This window comes from Ornithinibacillus jepli, assembly GCF_047228935.1.
Lineage (GTDB): Bacteria > Bacillota > Bacilli > Bacillales > Amphibacillaceae > Ornithinibacillus.
Genome location: NZ_JBFEGG010000001.1, coordinates 311,084 through 328,597, shown reverse-complemented (window position 1 = coordinate 328,597; position 17,514 = coordinate 311,084). Strand labels below are relative to the sequence as shown.

Genomic DNA, 17,514 nt, shown 5'->3' with positions numbered 1-17,514 from the left:
ATTATAACTCCTTCCCTAAAACATCTGGGTAAATCTGTTTACTCAAATACCGATCGCTACCATCCGGAAAAATGACAACGATATTCGAATCCTGTTTGGCAACCTTTGCTTCTTCTATTGCAGCATGCATCGCAGCACCAGAAGAACTTCCTACTAACAGTCCCTCTTCACTTGCAAGTCTTTCAACCATCATAAAAGCGTCTTCATCACGTACTGTGTGTATTTGATCAAAATAACTTGTATCCATAAAGGTAGGCAAAAATTCCATCCCAATACCTTCCGTACGATGGGGACCTGGAGCACCACCTGCAATAATTGATCCCTCTGGCTCAACAATTACCGTCTTTATATGCGAAGACTTTTCCTTTAAAAAGCGAGAACAACCCATAAAAGTACCACCAGAACCTGCACCTGCCACAAAAGTATCTATTTTTCCATCTAACTCCTGCCAAATCTCTGGAGCTAAAGTTTTATAATACGTCTGAGGATTTGCAGGATTAGAAAATTGTTGTGGTGAATAGCTATTTGGAATTTCTTTTAGAAGCTCCTCGGTTTTTTTAATAGCACCAACCATACCATCTTCTCTTGGTGTATGAATGATAGTAGCTCCTAATGCTTGCATAATCAATTGTTTTTCTTGACTAAAATGCTCTGGAACAACAAATATAACCTTTAACCCTTCATTTTTAGCAGCAATTGCTAATCCAATTCCAGTATTCCCAGCTGTAGGTTCGATGATGGTACCACCTTCAGTTATTTTTCCCTTTTTTAAAGCATCCGTTATAAGTTCAGACCCTAATCGGTCTTTTATACTTCCACCAGGATTATAAAACTCTAGTTTCGCATATATATTAACACCATTTGGTATGCTGATATTTTGAAGTTTAAGCAAAGGAGTATGGCCGATTAAATCGTGTATCGACTGATATAATGCCATTTTTTCACCCCATTATTTTAAAAAACTTCTCTCCAACCATCTTTTTTAGCTAGCATTTCTTCTGCTATTTCTTTTGCACCCTCTAAGCTATGATTTGCAGCCCAACCACATTGGACTTCATTACATGCTGGCACTTCGTCAGCTGCTAATACATCTTGTAATGTTTTTTCCAAAGTAGTTAACACCTCATCATATGAATCATTATTTAAAATTGCCAAATAGAAACCTGTTTGACACCCCATCGGACTGATATCAAGTACATTATCCATATGGTTGCGAATATTTTCTGCCATTAAATGCTCTAATGAATGTAATCCAGCCATCTCCATATGCTCTTTATTCGGTTGTTTAAATCGTATATCATACTTATAAACTTTATCGCCATTTGCACCTTCTGTTACTCCAACAAGTCTAACGTAAGGTGCCTTTACTTTTGTATGATCTAAATTAAAGCTTTCTACATTCATTTTTTTCATAATCTCCATCTTCTCCTTTATACCTTATTTATAAGTTGCTATGATTAACCAAACAAATTCATTCATCTGTTTAAAAGAAACATTAAAATTATTGTCAGAAAAAATTCGTTCGATAGTTTCGAGGTTTGGATAGTACTCTCTTCGTAGGTCCTCAGCTAATGCAAGAAATCCAGAATCTAGAGCTTCTTTTATCTTTCGCTGCCTCGCCAAGTCTGATACGAAAAGTGTATCCGCAAAAACAATTTTACCACCTTTAGGGAGTAATTTTGCTAATTTTTTAATAGCTTCTTCTTTTTCTTGATCATTTAAATGATGAAAGGCATAAGAACTAACAATAGTATTGACCTGATTATCAGGTACCGGAAAATTTAGAAAATCACCATCTTGGATAGAAAGTTTAGGTAATTTAACTTTAGCGATTTCTCGCATAGCAGGTGAAGGCTCAATCCCAATCACGTGATGCCCTTTATCCATTATTTTTTTCGTTAAATTACCCGTACCAACACCAAATTCAAGAACTGTGCCTACCGAATTGTTTACAACTTCATCTAAAATTTGGTCATAATGTCGAAAAACCTCTATATATTCAGGGTCTTGCCCATTGACAGTTTTATCGTAATCATTAGCCCACTCTTCAAATATCTCTAAAAATTCTCTTCCCATATTCTCAGCTCCATATTTCAGAAATCATAGTAAACCACTATGTTTAATATGAATTATATGTTCTACTGTACCATATGTTGAGGGAATATGAAAAGAAAGAGCATCAAAAAAAGCGCCTCCTATAAGGAAGCACTTTTTTCTATATTATCTATTTTGTGGAAAAACACGTTCAATCATATTCCCAATTTCTTCAAAGAAGCCTTCAATTGGTTCTCCTCGTTCCACATCGCCAGCATAATTATTCGCTAAATCAAGAAAATCGGGATTAGTTGATACATAAACATTTTCGATGCTATTATCAACGGATTTCACAATTTTAGATATCTCATTCTTCACATCATCTGTTAAATCATCATTTTTGTGATTTAAGTTATTACCATTTCGATGAGTATCTAATTCAGCAGCAACATAAGCGTTATTGTCCGTTGTCAGAACATAAGCATTATCAATAACGTCAACTCGTTCAACTATTAAATCAGCTGCTTCTTCAGCTACATCATAACGATTAGAATTCGTTTGTTCATTTTGATTGTTGATATTTCTTGTATCGTTATTTATATTTCTAAAACGGTTAGGTTCCTCTAAATCACGTTGCATCGAATAGTTTCGATTATCACGTTCTAAACCTTCTGGATTATTTTGATACCTAACTGGTTGGATATTGTTATTTTCTGTGCCTCTTTGGCCTTCTTCATTGTCCCCAGCACATCCAGAAACAATAAATAAAGAAGCTAAAGCAACACTGATGATTTGTTTTTTCATCTTCTTTATCCCTCCTCTCATCATTTTTTAGTATGTATCAGCCTGAACTGTTTATGCTAATTAACACTGACCTTTAATTGGAAACCACACCAAACAGTCTCTAGAAAATATATATATATTACGGGGAAGCTATAATTACCCTTGAAGTGTTTAAGGAGGGGAATTCATGGATATTCCAGACTACGACAAGGCGTTGTACTACACATTATGGGGACAGTGGGACGATCTTTTAGTATTAATGGTTCGTACAAAAGACGATTTACTTTCTAAAAAAATACAAAATTTCTTACACGCGTACCATTATTCCTTAGATGATAAAAAAATAATCGAATCACACGAAAACCTTCTCTACTATATAGACCATGCAATGAAGTTTACTCCAGAAGCCGTATTTGAAATGTAATAATAAAGATAGGCTAACTCAAATGGAGTTAGCCTATCTTTATTTATATTGGGGTACACCTAAGGAATAATCATCATCGTGTTGGTTGCCTTTTCCTCTTTGAATATGTTTATCTGGTCCCTTTCCATTATTTCCATCAAATTCATGTTTGCTCTTATCCTTATTTGGATGTTTATTATTATTTTTGTCTGGTTTGTCTTGCTTATCAGGACCTTTCCCATTGTTTTGGTTATGATTTTTAAATTCATTTTTATTTTTGTTCTTTATTTCATTATGCTTTTTTTTATCGTGTTTGGGATAGTCATTTTTTTTCTCTTTCCCATAACTTGATTTTTCTAGAAGATCCATTTTGTTATCTTTATTTAGCCCTTTTTCCTTATCCTGTCCATTGCCTGGATTTGCTGAGTTATTTTTCCCTTTCTGGTTGCTTGGGTGTAACTCATCCTTTTTATTATGAGGTTTTGGTTCATTATGACTTATTTCATTTTCATTGTGATTTTCAGATGAATTCTGATCGGTCACTTCAGCACTAGTTTTTTTATTATGGAAAAATGATTGCAATACTTCACTGTCCTCTTCTGTGACGATAGATTTAATGTCTTCATCCGGTTGTTCGTTAACCTTCTGTGCTAATGCTTCATTCATGGAGAGTTTCTTCTCTTCTGCTGTTATTCTCACCTCTTCAGGTATCGTTACTGTCACTACTTCCCAATCTGTGGGCTTTTTAGCAAAATGCTCTTCAATTACGTCCAGTACATGCTCATCCTTTTGACTTTTCACATAATGAACGCCAATTAAAACGTTCTTAACTGCATTCACTAATCCATTTTTTTCACTTTGATTCATGATTACCTCTATTGCATTTTCAACTTCCATCCCCTTTAAATTACCAATATCATCGAGTAATGAATTCGCATCATCATTCAAGGGAATCAATTTTGACACTTTCAAGTCATTGTTGATTTCTAGCTCGATACTTGGGTTAATATCGATATCTACATAAGCATAAGTTTCATTTCCATTAACTACCATATAAATAGGTAATAACATGATTAGAAATACAACAGCAATGGAAGCAACACGCATCGTGAGGAACTTTTCTTTAAACCCCGAAAACCAATTGTTTTGGATAATAGGCTCATATTCTACCTCAAAACCGATACTGACATCTTTGATTGGATGTGCTTTTTCAAATAAACCATCATGTGTCATCACAATGATATACTTTCGATGTTGCTCCATGACAATACCTTTTTTCACTGGCCCACCCCCTTTAAATAATCATTAAGAAACACATAATCTCCACCGAGAATTATGAATATCGCCAATATAAATTTCCGATTCCGTTCTAATGTTTTTTTACTAACGTCTACTTTTTTCGCCAATTCTTTAATTGGAAGCTTCTTCTTATGTTCAACATACTCACTTAAGGATTTATCATCTCGAATAAGTCTTGCAATTCGAACAGCACTATCGCGAGCATCTCGATGCTTTGGTGAAACTTCAGCAAGATCTGTCAATGTTAACTTATAATCTGCTAGTGTTTTTTGAAATTCAAGGATTTCTTGCCTTCTATACCATGCTTCTTGTTCCTGTTGATAGATATTTTTAACCGCTTCAACTTCGGTAGGATTCTCCATTTTTTCTTCATCATAAGTCTCATCAAAGGAAATAGTCGCAGGATACTTACTTTGAGATCGAATATAGTCAATAACCTTACGTTTCACAACAAGGCTACTAAAAGTTAAAAAAGAGCTCCCTCGATCAGGCGAAAACATACGGATTGCTTCATGGAATGCTGATAATCCAATACTAAATTCATCATCTCGTTCTGGATCAATGTATCGTTTACATACTTCTGAAACATTTTTAGCTATAAATGGTTGATATTTCTGCAGTAAAAAGTTTACTGCATCTTCATCACCATTTTGTGCTTGCTCTATTAACTCTTCCATAGGGATGTCCTTTAATAGTTCTGAACTCAAAGAAGACCACCCCAAGCATTCATATATTTCGTTTCTGTTACAATTTTTTTGGGTGTGTCGAATATTAATTTTATGAATTTATTTTGTATTTTATTTATATAAGAACAGGTCATCATAAACCCACCATACTTTTAATATTTTCCATTTCAAGAATATGACTATCTTATCGTACAAGTATTACAGAGAGTATCACAGAAGGATTACAATTTGTTTAAAAATAGGTAACCAGCCCTATAAAAATAGAAGAGGCTATGCTCTCTTCTTTTTTATCGGATAATTATTAAACTTACGAAGTATTCAACGTAGAATTCTCATAAAAGTATTCAATCGGTACGAATAAACCAACTTTTCCGTACTCATCATGATTTAAGGTAGCAAATATGACACCTATTACCTGTCCCTGTTCATTGATAATAGGACTACCACTGTTTCCTCGATAGACTGGAGCTTCTATCATTACAACTGGTTGTTCCCAACTCTTTAAATCAGTGTATCCTATAATACTTCCTTGATTAGCAATTCCACTCCAAGCTAAAGGATTTCCTATAAAGTTTATTTTCTCATTTTGTTCAAAAGTTGTTTGCTCTGCTAGTTCTAAGAAAGGTAACTCATCCTCAGATTCTGTTTTTAATAACGCTAAATCCACCTCAGGATAGGTTTCTACTACTTCAGCGCTAAAAAGACCTATCTCAGGAAAAGCCACGGTTACACTATTCTGTTCATCCACAACATGGGCATTAGTGATAATAAAACCATCACTTGAAATTGCAAACCCTGTTCCCTTACTAGTACCCGTATCCACAACGACTACAGCCTCTTTATAAGATTTTATCTCTTCGTCAGTAGATAGTTTTGCTGACGTTACTAAAAAATCAATAGCTGGGATGGAAAAAGTCGTCGGTAACAAAGCAACAACATTAATTAATAATGCAATAGCAATAAGCCAAAACGTCCACCTTGGAAAAGGACGCTTTGGCTTAATATCTTTATCTTGTAAGGTAGATTTAATGAGTGCCTCTTTACGAGCAGCTTCAACGATTTCAAGCATTTCTTCCTCATCAAATTCTTCATATAAATCTTCATCAATAATGTCAGGCTTCTTTCTATCATGACGTTCCATCAATGCTCACCCCACATTTGTCCTAAAGAGAACTAAACAGCTCTTTGGGAAATACCTTGCTGCATTTTATACATTTGATAGTAAGTTCCCTTTTCCGAAATCAACTGTTCATGGTTACCCTCTTCTATAATTTTACCATGTTCTAGGACAAAAATGTTATCAGCTTGTTGGATTGTAGACAAACGATGTGCGATTACTAAAGTTGTTCTCCCTTTTTTCAAGACTTCTAATGCATGTTGGATCACATTTTCCGTCTCGGTATCAATATTGGCAGTTGCTTCATCCAATATTAAAATAGCTGGGTCAAAGGCTAACGCTCTAGCAAACGAGATAAGTTGGCGTTCCCCTAAAGAATACGTACTACCACCTTCTGTTACACGTTCATCATATTTTTTAGGCAATTTTTCAATGAAACGATCTGCCCCCACTGTTTTAAGTGCTTCAATAGCTCGTTCCCGAGAAATTTTAGGGTCATTCATTGTCACATTTGAAATAATTGTACCTGAGAATAAAAACGGATCTTGTAACACGATTCCCATATGACTTCTCACCTGTTGTCTCGACCATTTACTCGTATCATGATTATCAATCGTGATTTTACCTTTTTGTGGATCATAGAATCGGAATAATAAATTCATAATGGAACTCTTACCCGAACCCGTATGACCGACAAAGGCTACTGTTTCCCCTGCCCTAATAGAAAGAGATAGATCTTTTAAAACGTAATCTTCCTTTTCGTAAGCGAAGGAGACATGTTCGAATTTGATGTTGCCTTTATATCGATCAATTTCCTTCTGGTTAACTTCCTCCCCATCAAGATCCATTAATTCAAATACACGTCCACCAGCAACCCTTGCTTGTTCTAAAAGTGGTAACTGATTTACGATGTCATTTACTGGTTCAAATAAACGAGTTAATAAATCTACAATCGCATAAAGCATACCGATTGAAATCATGGTTTCAAGGTTCAACGATTGAGAACCAAAATACCAAATAAAGGCTACAAAAGCGATGTTACGGAATACAGTTACTAAATTATATGAAGTAAGTGCACTTAACTTCAATAGCTTTCGCTGATATTTAAAATGTCTTGTATTTAACTCTTCAAACTCTTCCTTCGTTTGCTTTTCTCTACGAAATGCTTGAATAATCGTCATTCCTTGAATTGCTTCATTGATTTTCCCATTTATTTCACTAATGGTAGAACGAATAACCTTATTATATTTGGTTCCAAAGAATTTATAGAATTTCATCCATACTAATAGTAGAGGAACTAATAGCAAGAACCATACAGCAAGCTTAGCATTTAATATAAATAACGCTACAAAGATTCCGGCCATATAAATAGCACTTGTCACTATAATACTTAAGACTCTCTCATAAAGATCACGAATCGCCTCAGTATCATTTGTCACTCGAGCAACAATCTTCCCTGCAGGTTGATTTACGTAATAATTAATTGGAATACGTTGTGTATGTTCAAAAATATCATTCCGCATTTTCTTAACAATTTGGTTCGATGCCTGTTGTAGTAAAAATGTCTTATAAAACTGGAATATACCTGCTATTACTAGTAAACCAACGTATAAACCTAATAACCATAAGATTGGTCGTTGTTCTGGCTGGAAAAAGCTATAAATTTCACGAACAGAAATTTTCTGGCCTTGGAAAGCGATTTGCTCACTCTGTGACTTCACATAAATCGTCGAATCATCTACGCTTCGTTCTCCAAGTAGCGGTACTTCCCCCTCTACTAGATAGTACTCCCTTCCAATTTGAAGTAGCGTCTTTGTACTTACAATCGTATCATCTTCCTCTATACGGTCAGCTCGCTTATAATTACTTTCATTAAATTCAACCGTATTACGATCATTATTATCACTTATTTCATACCAAGTACCTTCTACTCCGACAATATGATTATCAATTATCGTCTTCGCTATTAACGGCCCTGCTAATTCAAGGGCAGTAGCAATCATTAAAAATAAAATACCGATAATTATTTTTTTCTTAAATTGTAGTGCATATTGAAATAGTCTTTTCTCTGTAGATTTCTTTTGCATTAGGAGATCGCCTCCTCTTCATCCTCAAGCTGTTGTTGTTCATACTGCTCCTTATACCATGCACCATTTTTTATTAATTGTTCATGAGTTCCTTCCTCGACGATTTTACCGTCTTCAAGAACAATAATATGATCTGCATGGGTAACAGCTGACAATCGGTGTGCAGCTATAAAGGTTGTTTTATTTTTTCTTTCTTCTCGTAAATGCTCAATAATTCTCGATTCTGTTTTTCCATCTACAGCAGATAACGAATCGTCTAATATTAATATTTCAGGATTTTTAATAAAGGCTCTTGCTAATGCTACACGTTGCTTTTGCCCACCTGAAAGGGTTACACCACTTTCTCCTACTTTTGTATCTAATCCCTGAGGTAGTTGTTTTATATCCTCCAAGAAATGAGCTAGCTCCATGACACGATAAATTTCTTCATCTGTAGCATCACTTTTACCAAATTGGATATTTTCCCTTACACTTTTTGAAAACATTACTTGGTCTTGTGGCACATAACCAATCCAAGAACGAATTTGATCAAGACTCATTTTCTCTATATTCACATCGGAAATTTTAATATTTCCTGATACTCCTGGATATTGACGTAGCATTATTTTGAATAATGTTGTTTTTCCAGATCCTGTCTTTCCTACAACCCCAATTGTCTGTCCCTTAGAAACGGAAAGGACGATGTTTTCCAACTGTTTATTTTTTGTTCCAGGATAGGAGAATGAAACGTTTTCGAAATCTATCGAGTTAACTCCAGTAACCGTTATTGGATTTTCTGGATTTTTCACATCAGCTTCATAGCCAATGGTTTCATTAACTCGGTCTAAAGAAGCGTTACCACGTTGTAATACGTTAATTAACTCCCCTACAGCAAACATTGGCCAAATTAACATTCCTAAGTAAACATTAAAGGAGACTAAATCCCCTAACGAAATTGTATTTTGGAATACTAATATCGTTCCATATCCTAATCCAATCGTATAAGATAACCCAACAAGTATTTTCATTGTCGGTTCAAACATCGCATCAATTTTTGCTACAGCAATGTTCTTCTGATATACATCCTCTGTCATTGCTTCAAAACGGTCTTTATCCTGCTTCTCTTGTACGAAAGCACGAATAACCCTTACACCTCGAATTGATTCTAGAACTTCGTTATTCATATTACCAAACGCAGCTTGTGCCTCTGTAAAACGAGCATGAATGGCTGCACCATATTTATTCATAATAATTGCCATGATTGGAAGTGGAATTAATGCAGCAAGTGTTAACTTCCAGCTAATAGAAAACCCCATCATCGCAATTAACATAAACATAAATGTAGTGGAGTCTACTAACGTTAAAACTCCAAAACCTGCTGTTTGAGCAATGGCTTTTAAATCGTTTGTACTTCTAGCCATTAAATCTCCAGTTTTGTATTTCCCATAAAATGTTGGTGTCATTCTAAGGAAATGATTGATTAACTTAGAACGAGTCCATCTTTCAAGAATTACCGCCCCACTGAATAGTGTGTAGTCCCAAATAAACGAAACACTATAGTGAACGACAATCAATACAAGATATCCAACAATAATAATCGTTAACAATTGAGAAGTTAACGTTTCAAATTGGATGTGATCAATCGCATACCCAAGTAATCTAGGTGGGATTAATCCAATTGCACTTGCTAAAATTAATGTAATGATTGCAAACGTATATCGCTTCCAATAATGCTTAAAAAACCAATCTAACTTTTTAAAAACTTGAAACATCGTTATCACCTTCTTTATCTCTTTTCCTGCTGTTAGTTTTATTTTTTGGTAGTATTCAAACACAAAAAATGCATGCGCCAGTGACGCATGCATGTAAAGACATAGAAAAGCTTACGCTAATCCCTCATATTTACAAAAAGGCCACAGCACATGGTGACCTTTTACAATACTGAAAAGAATTCTATTTTCAGAATTTAGTTCCTGCTTGTAAGAGGTCACATGAAATATTCGGTTTTAAAGCTATACCATTTACTACGATAATGTTTTTCATTTTCATGACCTCCTTTTCATAATTTTGAATACTTAATTAGTATAAATTGGTAATAACGAATAGTCAACAACTTTTTAAAGATATTTTGTTTTCAAACTTTTTTAATTTGATTATTAGTAACGCTCCACCGTATAATCTATAATTCGTTTTACAAATTCATCGGAAAGATCTGTTCCATTAGATATATCAAGAAGTTGTGCATATGGATGTTTTTTTACATAAGAACGCACCTTCTCCATTCCTTCTAAACAACGTTGACACATAGAAAACGCACTAAACCCCATCGGTTCGAAACACAACTTACAATTCCTCACATCCCCACTCATCTCGTCCCATCCCCTCTAAATCTAAAATACCTCTTTATATTTGGCTGAAAAGAACTAATGGATAATAATATATCCCTTTTTATTTTCTATACTGTTCGAAAAATGATATAGTTTTAAGGGGTATTTTATGTTAAAGGAGTGTTAAAAATGCATTTAGATGATATGTTAGCATTTAACAAACAATTTGTAGAAGGAAAAGAATACGAAAAATACGCTACCGATAGCATTCCAAACAAAAAAATGGTCATATTTACTTGCATGGAATCCCGCTTAGTTGAATTATTACAAAGAGCATTAAACATCCAAAATGGCGATGTTAAAATGGTAAAAAATGCAGGAGCCATCGTACGTAAACCATTTGATAGCATCATGAAAAGTATACTTGTTGCTATCTTTGAACTACAGGCTGAAGAAGTAACAGTTATTGGACACCATGATTGTGGAATGTCACGAGTGAACATAGAAAAGCTAACTAGTAAAATGATAGATAAAGGAATTCCTGAGGAAACCATTGAGACGTTACAACATGCTGGAATCGATTTTGATTATGAGTTTCATGGATTTGAGACCGTTGAAGAATCTGTTAAGCAGAGCGTTAACCTTATACGCAATCATCCACTATTACCACCTTATGTAAAGGTACATGGATTAGTTATTGACCCCGGAACTGGTAAAGTAGATGTTGTGACAAGAGCTAAATAATTATGGATGAAGCAGACAAGTAGACTACTTGTCTGTTTTTCTTTTTCCTTAACTTCCCCTCCCTGGGGACTTATATTTTTTATATTTCCACACATACTAATCGATAACCAGAATTTCTTATGGAGGCACGTATGTGGAGAAGACATAAAGCAAACAGACCAGAGAAAGACTCGATATTCCCGTTAAAAATAGATATGCTTGAAGATTTATTAAAAAAACAATTTGAGAATAATCCTGATTTAAAATTCTCAAGATATGTCATAAATAATAAAAAGGTGGCTGTTTTTTTTCTAGACTATCAAATTGAAATAGATAAATTACAACAATCACTTCTTCAGCCTTTACTAAATATTGATGAAAACAAAACATTAACCAATGATACGTTATTAGATGAGCTCCCTTTAAATTCTGGTTCTACCTCACAAGCACTAAAAAGTATATTAGAAAAGTTAATAATTGGTGAAGTATTTATTTATATTGAAAATGAAAATAGTATTGTCAGTTACTCTATTTTGCTCAAAGAAAGTCGTTCCTTAGAGAAAGCAGAGACAGAGTCTTTAGTTCTTGGTCCAAAGATTTCCTTTACTGAATCGCTTGCTAAGAATATGAACGTCATTCGCTGGAGGATTAAATCTACTGACTTGGTTTTTGAGGAAATAAAAATTGGCCATCTATCTCCACGTGATGTTCGATTGGTCTATTTAAAATCCATCGCAAATGAAGTTGACATAAATACGATGCGTCAACGATTAGAGGAATTGGATGTAGATGAAATTGAAGATACTATTGTATTAAAGCAATATTTAGAGGACTCACAGACTAACCTTTTCCCTCAATTTGATGAGACGGAATTACCTGACCGATTTACTTACAATATAACAAGAGGAAAAATCGGTGTCTTGGTAGAAAACAGTCCAACAGCATTTATTGCACCTGCTACTTTGTTTTCCTTTTTAGAATCTACAGAAGATCTCTATATGCGTTGGCAAGCAGGATCATTTCTACGAATAATGCGTTTTCTAGCAATGGTTTTTTCTATTTTGATTACACCTACCTATGTAGCGGCGGTTACATATCAATACGCGATTATTCCCACCCAGTTACTTGTTTCAATTGGGCAATCAAGGGCAGCAGTACCGTTTCTGCCAATATTTGAAGCGCTGTTACTCGAATTTTTACTAGAGTTATTACGAGAAGCTGGTGCAAGATTACCAACAAAGGTTGGTCAAACGATGGGTATCGTAGGCGGTATCGTCATTGGCCAAGCAGCGGTAGATGCTGGGCTTACTAGTAATATACTAATCATTGTTGTAGCAATGAGTGCACTATCTTCCTTTACAACACCAAATTATTTATTTGGTACAACTATTCGAATAATTCGTTTTCCATTAATTGTACTAGCTGGGGTACTAGGCTTGTTTGGAATTGCTTTTGGTTTATGTTGGCTAATCATACATTTGCTAAGATTAACGTCTCTCGGCCGTCCATATTTAGCACCAATATATCCATTACAATTAAAGGACTTTAATAAAGTATTTTTTCGTACCCCATTTAACCATTCAAGTCGTAGAGCAAAGACCTATCGCCCGAAATCTATTATTCGTTTTAACAAAAAGGATGCCAAGCAGAAACGTGATATTGATGAGTAGGTGACATATGGAAATCAATCTAAAGGTTAAAACAAATCTTCAAATACGGCCATTTTACCTATTTTTTATCGTTTCAGGCTTACAACTTGGGGTTGGGATAATAGGTGCACCACGATTTATATTTCTAGAGGCAGAGCGTGATTCGTGGTTATCCATACTAATCGCTTTTCTGTTTACTTGTTTAGTGGTTGCCGCCATGTTTTTTATACTTAATCAATATGAAAGTGCCGATTACTTTGGCATTCATGTAGATGTGTTTGGCAAGTGGCTTGGAAAATTACTCGGAACGGTATTCATTGTATTTCTATTTGCTAGCTTCCTTTCTATATTAATGACCTACATTCAGGTTGTTCAAATCTTTATTTATCATGCTCTCCCAAATTGGGTGCTTACAGTTCTTATTATGATTCTTGTCCTATATGCTGTATTCGGAGGAATAAGAGTTGTAGTTGGAGTAGGCTTTGTACTATTTCTTATAACCTTTTGGTTACTGGTTACACTAGTTGATCCCATTACTCGAATGAATTGGTTGAATTTATTACCTATGTTCCAGGCTACCCTTCCAGAACTACTAAAAGGAGCAAGGGCAACAGCTTATACGTTATCTGGTTTTGAAATTCTAATGATTATTTATCCTTTTATTATTAACAAACATAAAGCTAAGCTACCAACATATCTTGGTTTAGCATATACCTCATTTATTCTATTACTTGTTACGATAATATCTATCGGGTACTTTAGTTCAATAGGATTAAAAAATATAAACTGGGCTGTTCTAATATTAGTAAAAAGTGCCTCATTCACTTTCTTAGAGCGTATAGATTATATTGTTGTCGTTATGTGGTTAATGGTCATAATTCCTAATTTAGTATTTTTAATGTGGGCAATTGCACATGGATTAAAACGAATGTATAAAATCACTCAGAAAAAAACCCATTTTATCCTAACAATAATTATTTTAATCATTGTTAATTTTTTTCATTATGATTATCAAATTACAGCTCTAACTGACTGGATAGCGAAAGTAAGTTTTTGGGTCGTATATATCTACCCTTTTATTTTGCTACCATTAGTGATGATAAAAAAGAAATGGAAAACAAAAAAAGGTAGTGGTCAGTCGTGAGAATAATCCTTATCATTCTATTTCTCTGCACCTTTCCTTTATTAAGTAGCTGTCTTGAATCAGCACAATTAGAGGATCTTGGAGTAATTACTTCTCGCGGTGTAGATTTAACTGAAAATAATCAAATTAAAATGAGTTTGGCTATTTTACAATTTCAAGCTAATTATTCCCACCCTACTACCGTTGTTAAAGGAGTATCAGAGACTATCAAGGGAGCAAGGGAGGATGCGAATCAGAAAGTGAGTCAGCAATTAGTTCCAGGGAAATTACAACTGGAGATATATGGAAAGGAACTGGCGGAGAAGGGTGTCAATCCATTCATCGATACTCTAGTGCGAGATGCAGCCATTCCTGATACTATGCTACTAGCTGTTGCAGAAGAAAATGCAGAGGAACTTTTTGATATCCAAGTGGAAAATATTTCAACAAATCTCGGGGAATTCCTTTATGGATTACTACAGCCAACTACGGAAACTCATCAATTTCCCAGTGTTACGCTACACAGATTTGGATTTATTATTAATAATGAAGGAATAGACCCCATCTTACCCATTATTGGTGTTAGGGAGGATATCCCGACGATTGTTGGTATCGCGTTATTTAAAGACGATATAATGAAAGGGCAACTCCCGATAGAAGATGAGCATCTGTTAAAAATAATTGATCGTCCCCGACTTGGTGAATCACTTGAAGTTATACTACCTATTGACCAACTTTCTAAGCATCTTGGAAAAAAAGAGGATCGAGAAAATGAAGAGGAGCTTAAACTAGTATTTTTAATCGAACATGGCTCGACAGATATAATTCTTACCAATAAAGAAAAACTTACATTTGATACTAATGTAAATCTTGACTTAAGTTTACAAGAATTATCTACGAAATATAATTTAGATGACCCTAAGGCGATTAAAGGTCTAGAAAAGGCAGTGGAACAGAAATTAAAGACTCGATATGAGGAAATTCTAAAATATCTTAAAGAACTGAATACCGATGTCTTTGGATATGGTATGTTTTATCGTTTAAAAAATAAGGGTGGACATCTTACAGATAAAGAATGGGACGGAAAATTTCCTAATATAGATGTAACCTTTAATATTGATATTAATATTATTCGGCACGGAACTACAAATGAGTAGGGCTACTAAAAAGAAGCCCTACTTTAGTTTGCAGTTAAAATATGTTATGTTACCCCTTAATTATAATACTTCTTTACTTTCTACAATATCCTCTGTAACTAATCCTGATAGCACATGAACACGCAAAATAAATCCTACTAATTTTGCCTCATCATTTACAACTGCTAATGGATATTTCGATTCCAATGCTTTTGGAATGAGATCATGTATATACTCATCTTTTTGGACAATAACATAATCACTTTGTAAAATGTCCACTAACGATTTATTCTCTTTCTTCGCTTTAATAGCATCATCTACCGTAACGATTCCCTTTACGTGACGGGCTCGATCTACCACATATACACTAGATATTCCGTTTTCTTCCATTTCTTTTATCGCCACATTTAAACCATCTTTTAAAGATACTAGTGCGTTAGGTTTAATCATAATATGTTCGGCTTGAAAAACTTTAGAACGATCAATATCTTTAATAAATTCGGATATATAATCATTCGCTGGTGCTTCAATGATTTCTTCAGGTGTACCAACCTGTACGACATGACCGTCCTTCATAACTGCAACTCTATCACCTAGCTTAAACGCTTCATTCACATCATGTGTTATAAAAATGATAGTTTTTTGTAAACGTTCTTGAATATCCAGTAATTCAAGCTGCATTTCTCTGCGGATTAATGGATCTAGTGCACTAAACGGTTCATCCATTAATAAAACATCTGGATCATTTGCAAGTGCTCGCGCAAGTCCTACACGTTGCTGCATACCACCTGATAACTCATCTGGATATTTATCCTCGTACCCTTTTAATCCAACAATTTCAATATTTTTTAAGGCAATTTCCCGACGTTCTTCCTTTGAAACGCCACGGATTTCCAACCCATACTCGACATTAGCCAGAATGGTTCGATGACTGAAAAGACCAAAGTGTTGAAACACCATCGCGATTTTTTCCTGTCTAATCTTTTTTAGTTCTTGCTTATTCGATTTTGTTATATCAACATCGTCAATATAGATTGAACCTGCTGTCGGTTTATTTAATAAGTTAAAACAACGGATTAAAGTAGATTTGCCACTACCAGATAAGCCCATAATGACAAATACTTCACCCTTTTTAATATCTAAGGATGCGTCATATACACCTACCGTGTGACCAGTTTGGGCAAGAATCTCTTCTTTGTTTTTTCCTTCTTTAATTAAAGGAATAACCGACTTCGGCTTAGGTCCAAAGATTTTCGATACATGATCAATTTTTATCTTTGTCTCCATTAGTTAATCCCCCTTTGGAACTTAGCTGCCACACCATTTGTCACGCGATCAATAATTACAGCTAAAAATACAATACTTATTCCCGCTTCAAAACCTAAAGCAATATCAATACGATTAATTGCAACAAGTACTTGCTCACCAAGGCCTTTAGCACCAACCATTGATGCGATAACGACCATTGCTAATGCCATCATGGTAGTTTGGTTTACACCAGCCATAATAGTTGGCATAGCTTGTGGGAGTTGTACTTTGCGAAGCATTTGCCCACGTGAAGAACCGAAAGACTGTGCCGATTCGATAACTTCCTTATCTACCCCGCGGATAGCAAGCTCGGTTAAACGTATAACCGGTGGCAGCGCATATATTAACGTGGCAAATATGGCTGAAACGTTACCAAGTCCAAAGAAGAAAATCGCAGGTATCAAATAAACAAAACTAGGCATTGTTTGCATCGCATCAAGAATTGGTCGCATAATATTTGAAAATCCTTTATTAAACGCCATCCATATTCCAATCGGTATACCAAGAATTAAACATATAATCACGGCTGCTACAATTATCGCAATTGTTGTCATCATATCTTCCCATAATCCGAAACTTCCGATTAGAAAAATAAATACTGCGTATAGTACTCCTGAAAAGATTGATTTAAAATACCAACCTAGTAAAAATATAATAATAATGAAGCTCCACCATGGCAATGCCACTAGCATATCATCAATAGAATTTATCGTGCTAGAAGATATGAATCGGATGAAATCAAACAAACTCTCTAAATTGCTATCTAAAAAACTAACAAACTGATCAACATAATATCCTAAATTAGTACGTATATCTGGAAAACTTCCCATATATAAGCTGCAAATTGCAGCCTATTCACC

The 17,514-nt window shown here is 34.8% G+C and carries 17 protein-coding genes; 5 read left to right on the top strand and 12 right to left on the bottom strand.

From position 1 onward, the window contains the following. Position 1 precedes the first annotated feature (1 nt). From AB1K81_RS01620 to AB1K81_RS01605, 4 genes are all read right to left on the bottom strand, one after another. Positions 2-937 carry a PLP-dependent cysteine synthase family protein gene (locus AB1K81_RS01620; protein WP_412974904.1) on the bottom strand — a complete coding sequence of 312 codons (936 nt, stop codon included), beginning with the start codon at positions 935-937 and terminating at the stop codon, positions 2-4. A gap of 17 nt (positions 938-954) precedes the next feature. Then, entirely contained in the window at positions 955-1,416 is a 462-nt protein-coding gene (locus AB1K81_RS01615) for an S-ribosylhomocysteine lyase (protein ID WP_412976097.1), read from the bottom strand. Positions 1,417-1,437: 21 nt separating this feature from the next. Next, positions 1,438-2,076, bottom strand: coding sequence for a class I SAM-dependent methyltransferase (locus AB1K81_RS01610; RefSeq protein WP_412974903.1), 639 nt, complete (start codon positions 2,074-2,076; stop codon positions 1,438-1,440). 144 nt (positions 2,077-2,220) lie between these two features. After that, positions 2,221-2,838, bottom strand: a complete 618-nt coding sequence (locus AB1K81_RS01605) for a YhcN/YlaJ family sporulation lipoprotein (protein WP_412974902.1) — start codon at positions 2,836-2,838, stop codon at positions 2,221-2,223. A 166-nt stretch (positions 2,839-3,004) separates the two neighbouring features. Between AB1K81_RS01605 and AB1K81_RS01600 the strand changes: the two genes are divergently transcribed. Continuing rightward, positions 3,005-3,241: a YhdB family protein gene (locus AB1K81_RS01600; RefSeq protein WP_412974901.1), complete on the top strand. Its 237-nt coding sequence runs from the start codon at positions 3,005-3,007 to the stop codon at positions 3,239-3,241. A 39-nt stretch (positions 3,242-3,280) separates the two neighbouring features. Here the strand turns inward: AB1K81_RS01600 and AB1K81_RS01595 are convergent, their stop codons facing one another. The 6 genes from AB1K81_RS01595 to AB1K81_RS01570 form a co-directional block, all read right to left on the bottom strand. Then, positions 3,281-4,501 (bottom strand): anti-sigma-I factor RsgI family protein, encoded by a 1,221-nt coding sequence (locus AB1K81_RS01595; RefSeq protein WP_412974900.1) that lies wholly within the window; start codon positions 4,499-4,501, stop codon positions 3,281-3,283. After that, a complete protein-coding gene (gene sigI / locus AB1K81_RS01590) occupies positions 4,498-5,226 on the bottom strand; it encodes an RNA polymerase sigma-I factor (protein ID WP_412974899.1) in 729 nt (242 codons plus the stop codon). Before sigI ends, AB1K81_RS01595 begins: the two co-directional genes overlap by 4 nt. 286 nt (positions 5,227-5,512) lie before the next feature. Then, complete coding sequence (locus AB1K81_RS01585; RefSeq protein ID WP_412974898.1) at positions 5,513-6,346, bottom strand: S1 family peptidase; 834 nt, start codon at positions 6,344-6,346, stop codon at positions 5,513-5,515. 32 nt (positions 6,347-6,378) lie between these two features. Then, entirely contained in the window at positions 6,379-8,409 is a 2,031-nt protein-coding gene (locus AB1K81_RS01580) for an ABC transporter ATP-binding protein (RefSeq protein WP_412974897.1), read from the bottom strand. Next, positions 8,409-10,160 (bottom strand): ABC transporter ATP-binding protein, encoded by a 1,752-nt coding sequence (locus AB1K81_RS01575; protein WP_412974896.1) that lies wholly within the window; start codon positions 10,158-10,160, stop codon positions 8,409-8,411. The genes AB1K81_RS01580 and AB1K81_RS01575 overlap by 1 nt, the downstream gene beginning before the upstream one ends. A gap of 384 nt (positions 10,161-10,544) precedes the next feature. After that, complete coding sequence (locus AB1K81_RS01570) at positions 10,545-10,757, bottom strand: hypothetical protein (protein WP_412974895.1); 213 nt, start codon at positions 10,755-10,757, stop codon at positions 10,545-10,547. 147 nt (positions 10,758-10,904) lie between these two features. On the opposite strand from AB1K81_RS01570, the gene AB1K81_RS01565 reads away from it, so the two are divergent. The 4 genes from AB1K81_RS01565 to AB1K81_RS01550 all read left to right on the top strand — a co-directional run bounded on the left by AB1K81_RS01565 (position 10,905) and on the right by AB1K81_RS01550 (position 15,367). Further along, entirely contained in the window at positions 10,905-11,459 is a 555-nt protein-coding gene (locus AB1K81_RS01565; RefSeq protein ID WP_412974894.1) for a beta-class carbonic anhydrase, read from the top strand. A 131-nt stretch (positions 11,460-11,590) separates the two neighbouring features. Continuing rightward, the gene (locus tag AB1K81_RS01560; protein WP_412974893.1) at positions 11,591-13,108 is read left to right on the top strand and encodes a spore germination protein; all 1,518 of its coding nucleotides are present in this window, start codon (positions 11,591-11,593) and stop codon (positions 13,106-13,108) included. Positions 13,109-13,115: 7 nt separating this feature from the next. After that, on the top strand, positions 13,116-14,231 hold the full coding sequence (locus AB1K81_RS01555) for a GerAB/ArcD/ProY family transporter (protein ID WP_412974892.1): 1,116 nt from the start codon (positions 13,116-13,118) through the stop codon (positions 14,229-14,231). Beyond that, entirely contained in the window at positions 14,228-15,367 is a 1,140-nt protein-coding gene (locus tag AB1K81_RS01550) for a Ger(x)C family spore germination protein (RefSeq protein WP_412974891.1), read from the top strand. The genes AB1K81_RS01555 and AB1K81_RS01550 overlap by 4 nt, the downstream gene beginning before the upstream one ends. A gap of 60 nt (positions 15,368-15,427) precedes the next feature. On the opposite strand, the gene AB1K81_RS01545 is transcribed toward AB1K81_RS01550, so the two are convergent. Then, positions 15,428-16,633, bottom strand: coding sequence for a quaternary amine ABC transporter ATP-binding protein (locus AB1K81_RS01545; protein ID WP_412974890.1), 1,206 nt, complete (start codon positions 16,631-16,633; stop codon positions 15,428-15,430). Continuing rightward, the gene (locus AB1K81_RS01540) at positions 16,633-17,484 is read right to left on the bottom strand and encodes an ABC transporter permease (RefSeq protein WP_412974889.1); all 852 of its coding nucleotides are present in this window, start codon (positions 17,482-17,484) and stop codon (positions 16,633-16,635) included. Before AB1K81_RS01540 ends, AB1K81_RS01545 begins: the two co-directional genes overlap by 1 nt. Between the last annotated feature and the right edge of the window lie 30 nt (positions 17,485-17,514).

Bases quoted from the DNA above. Each gene is read 5' to 3' on its own strand.
- AB1K81_RS01610 (WP_412974903.1), bottom strand. From the start codon at position 2,076: ATGGGAAGAGAATTTTTAGAGATATTTGAAGAGTGGGCTAATGATTAC.
- AB1K81_RS01620 (WP_412974904.1), bottom strand. From the start codon at position 937: ATGGCATTATATCAGTCGATACACGATTTAATCGGCCATACTCCTTTG.
- AB1K81_RS01555 (WP_412974892.1), top strand. From the start codon at position 13,116: ATGGAAATCAATCTAAAGGTTAAAACAAATCTTCAAATACGGCCATTT.
- AB1K81_RS01600 (WP_412974901.1), top strand. From the start codon at position 3,005: ATGGATATTCCAGACTACGACAAGGCGTTGTACTACACATTATGGGGA.
- AB1K81_RS01580 (WP_412974897.1), bottom strand. From the start codon at position 8,409: ATGCAAAAGAAATCTACAGAGAAAAGACTATTTCAATATGCACTACAA.
- AB1K81_RS01540 (WP_412974889.1), bottom strand. From the start codon at position 17,484: ATGGGAAGTTTTCCAGATATACGTACTAATTTAGGATATTATGTTGAT.
- AB1K81_RS01585 (WP_412974898.1), bottom strand. From the start codon at position 6,346: ATGGAACGTCATGATAGAAAGAAGCCTGACATTATTGATGAAGATTTA.
- AB1K81_RS01570 (WP_412974895.1), bottom strand. From the start codon at position 10,757: ATGAGTGGGGATGTGAGGAATTGTAAGTTGTGTTTCGAACCGATGGGG.
- AB1K81_RS01545 (WP_412974890.1), bottom strand. From the start codon at position 16,633: ATGGAGACAAAGATAAAAATTGATCATGTATCGAAAATCTTTGGACCT.
- AB1K81_RS01575 (WP_412974896.1), bottom strand. From the start codon at position 10,160: ATGTTTCAAGTTTTTAAAAAGTTAGATTGGTTTTTTAAGCATTATTGG.
- AB1K81_RS01560 (WP_412974893.1), top strand. From the start codon at position 11,591: ATGTGGAGAAGACATAAAGCAAACAGACCAGAGAAAGACTCGATATTC.
- AB1K81_RS01605 (WP_412974902.1), bottom strand. From the start codon at position 2,838: ATGAAAAAACAAATCATCAGTGTTGCTTTAGCTTCTTTATTTATTGTT.
- AB1K81_RS01565 (WP_412974894.1), top strand. From the start codon at position 10,905: ATGCATTTAGATGATATGTTAGCATTTAACAAACAATTTGTAGAAGGA.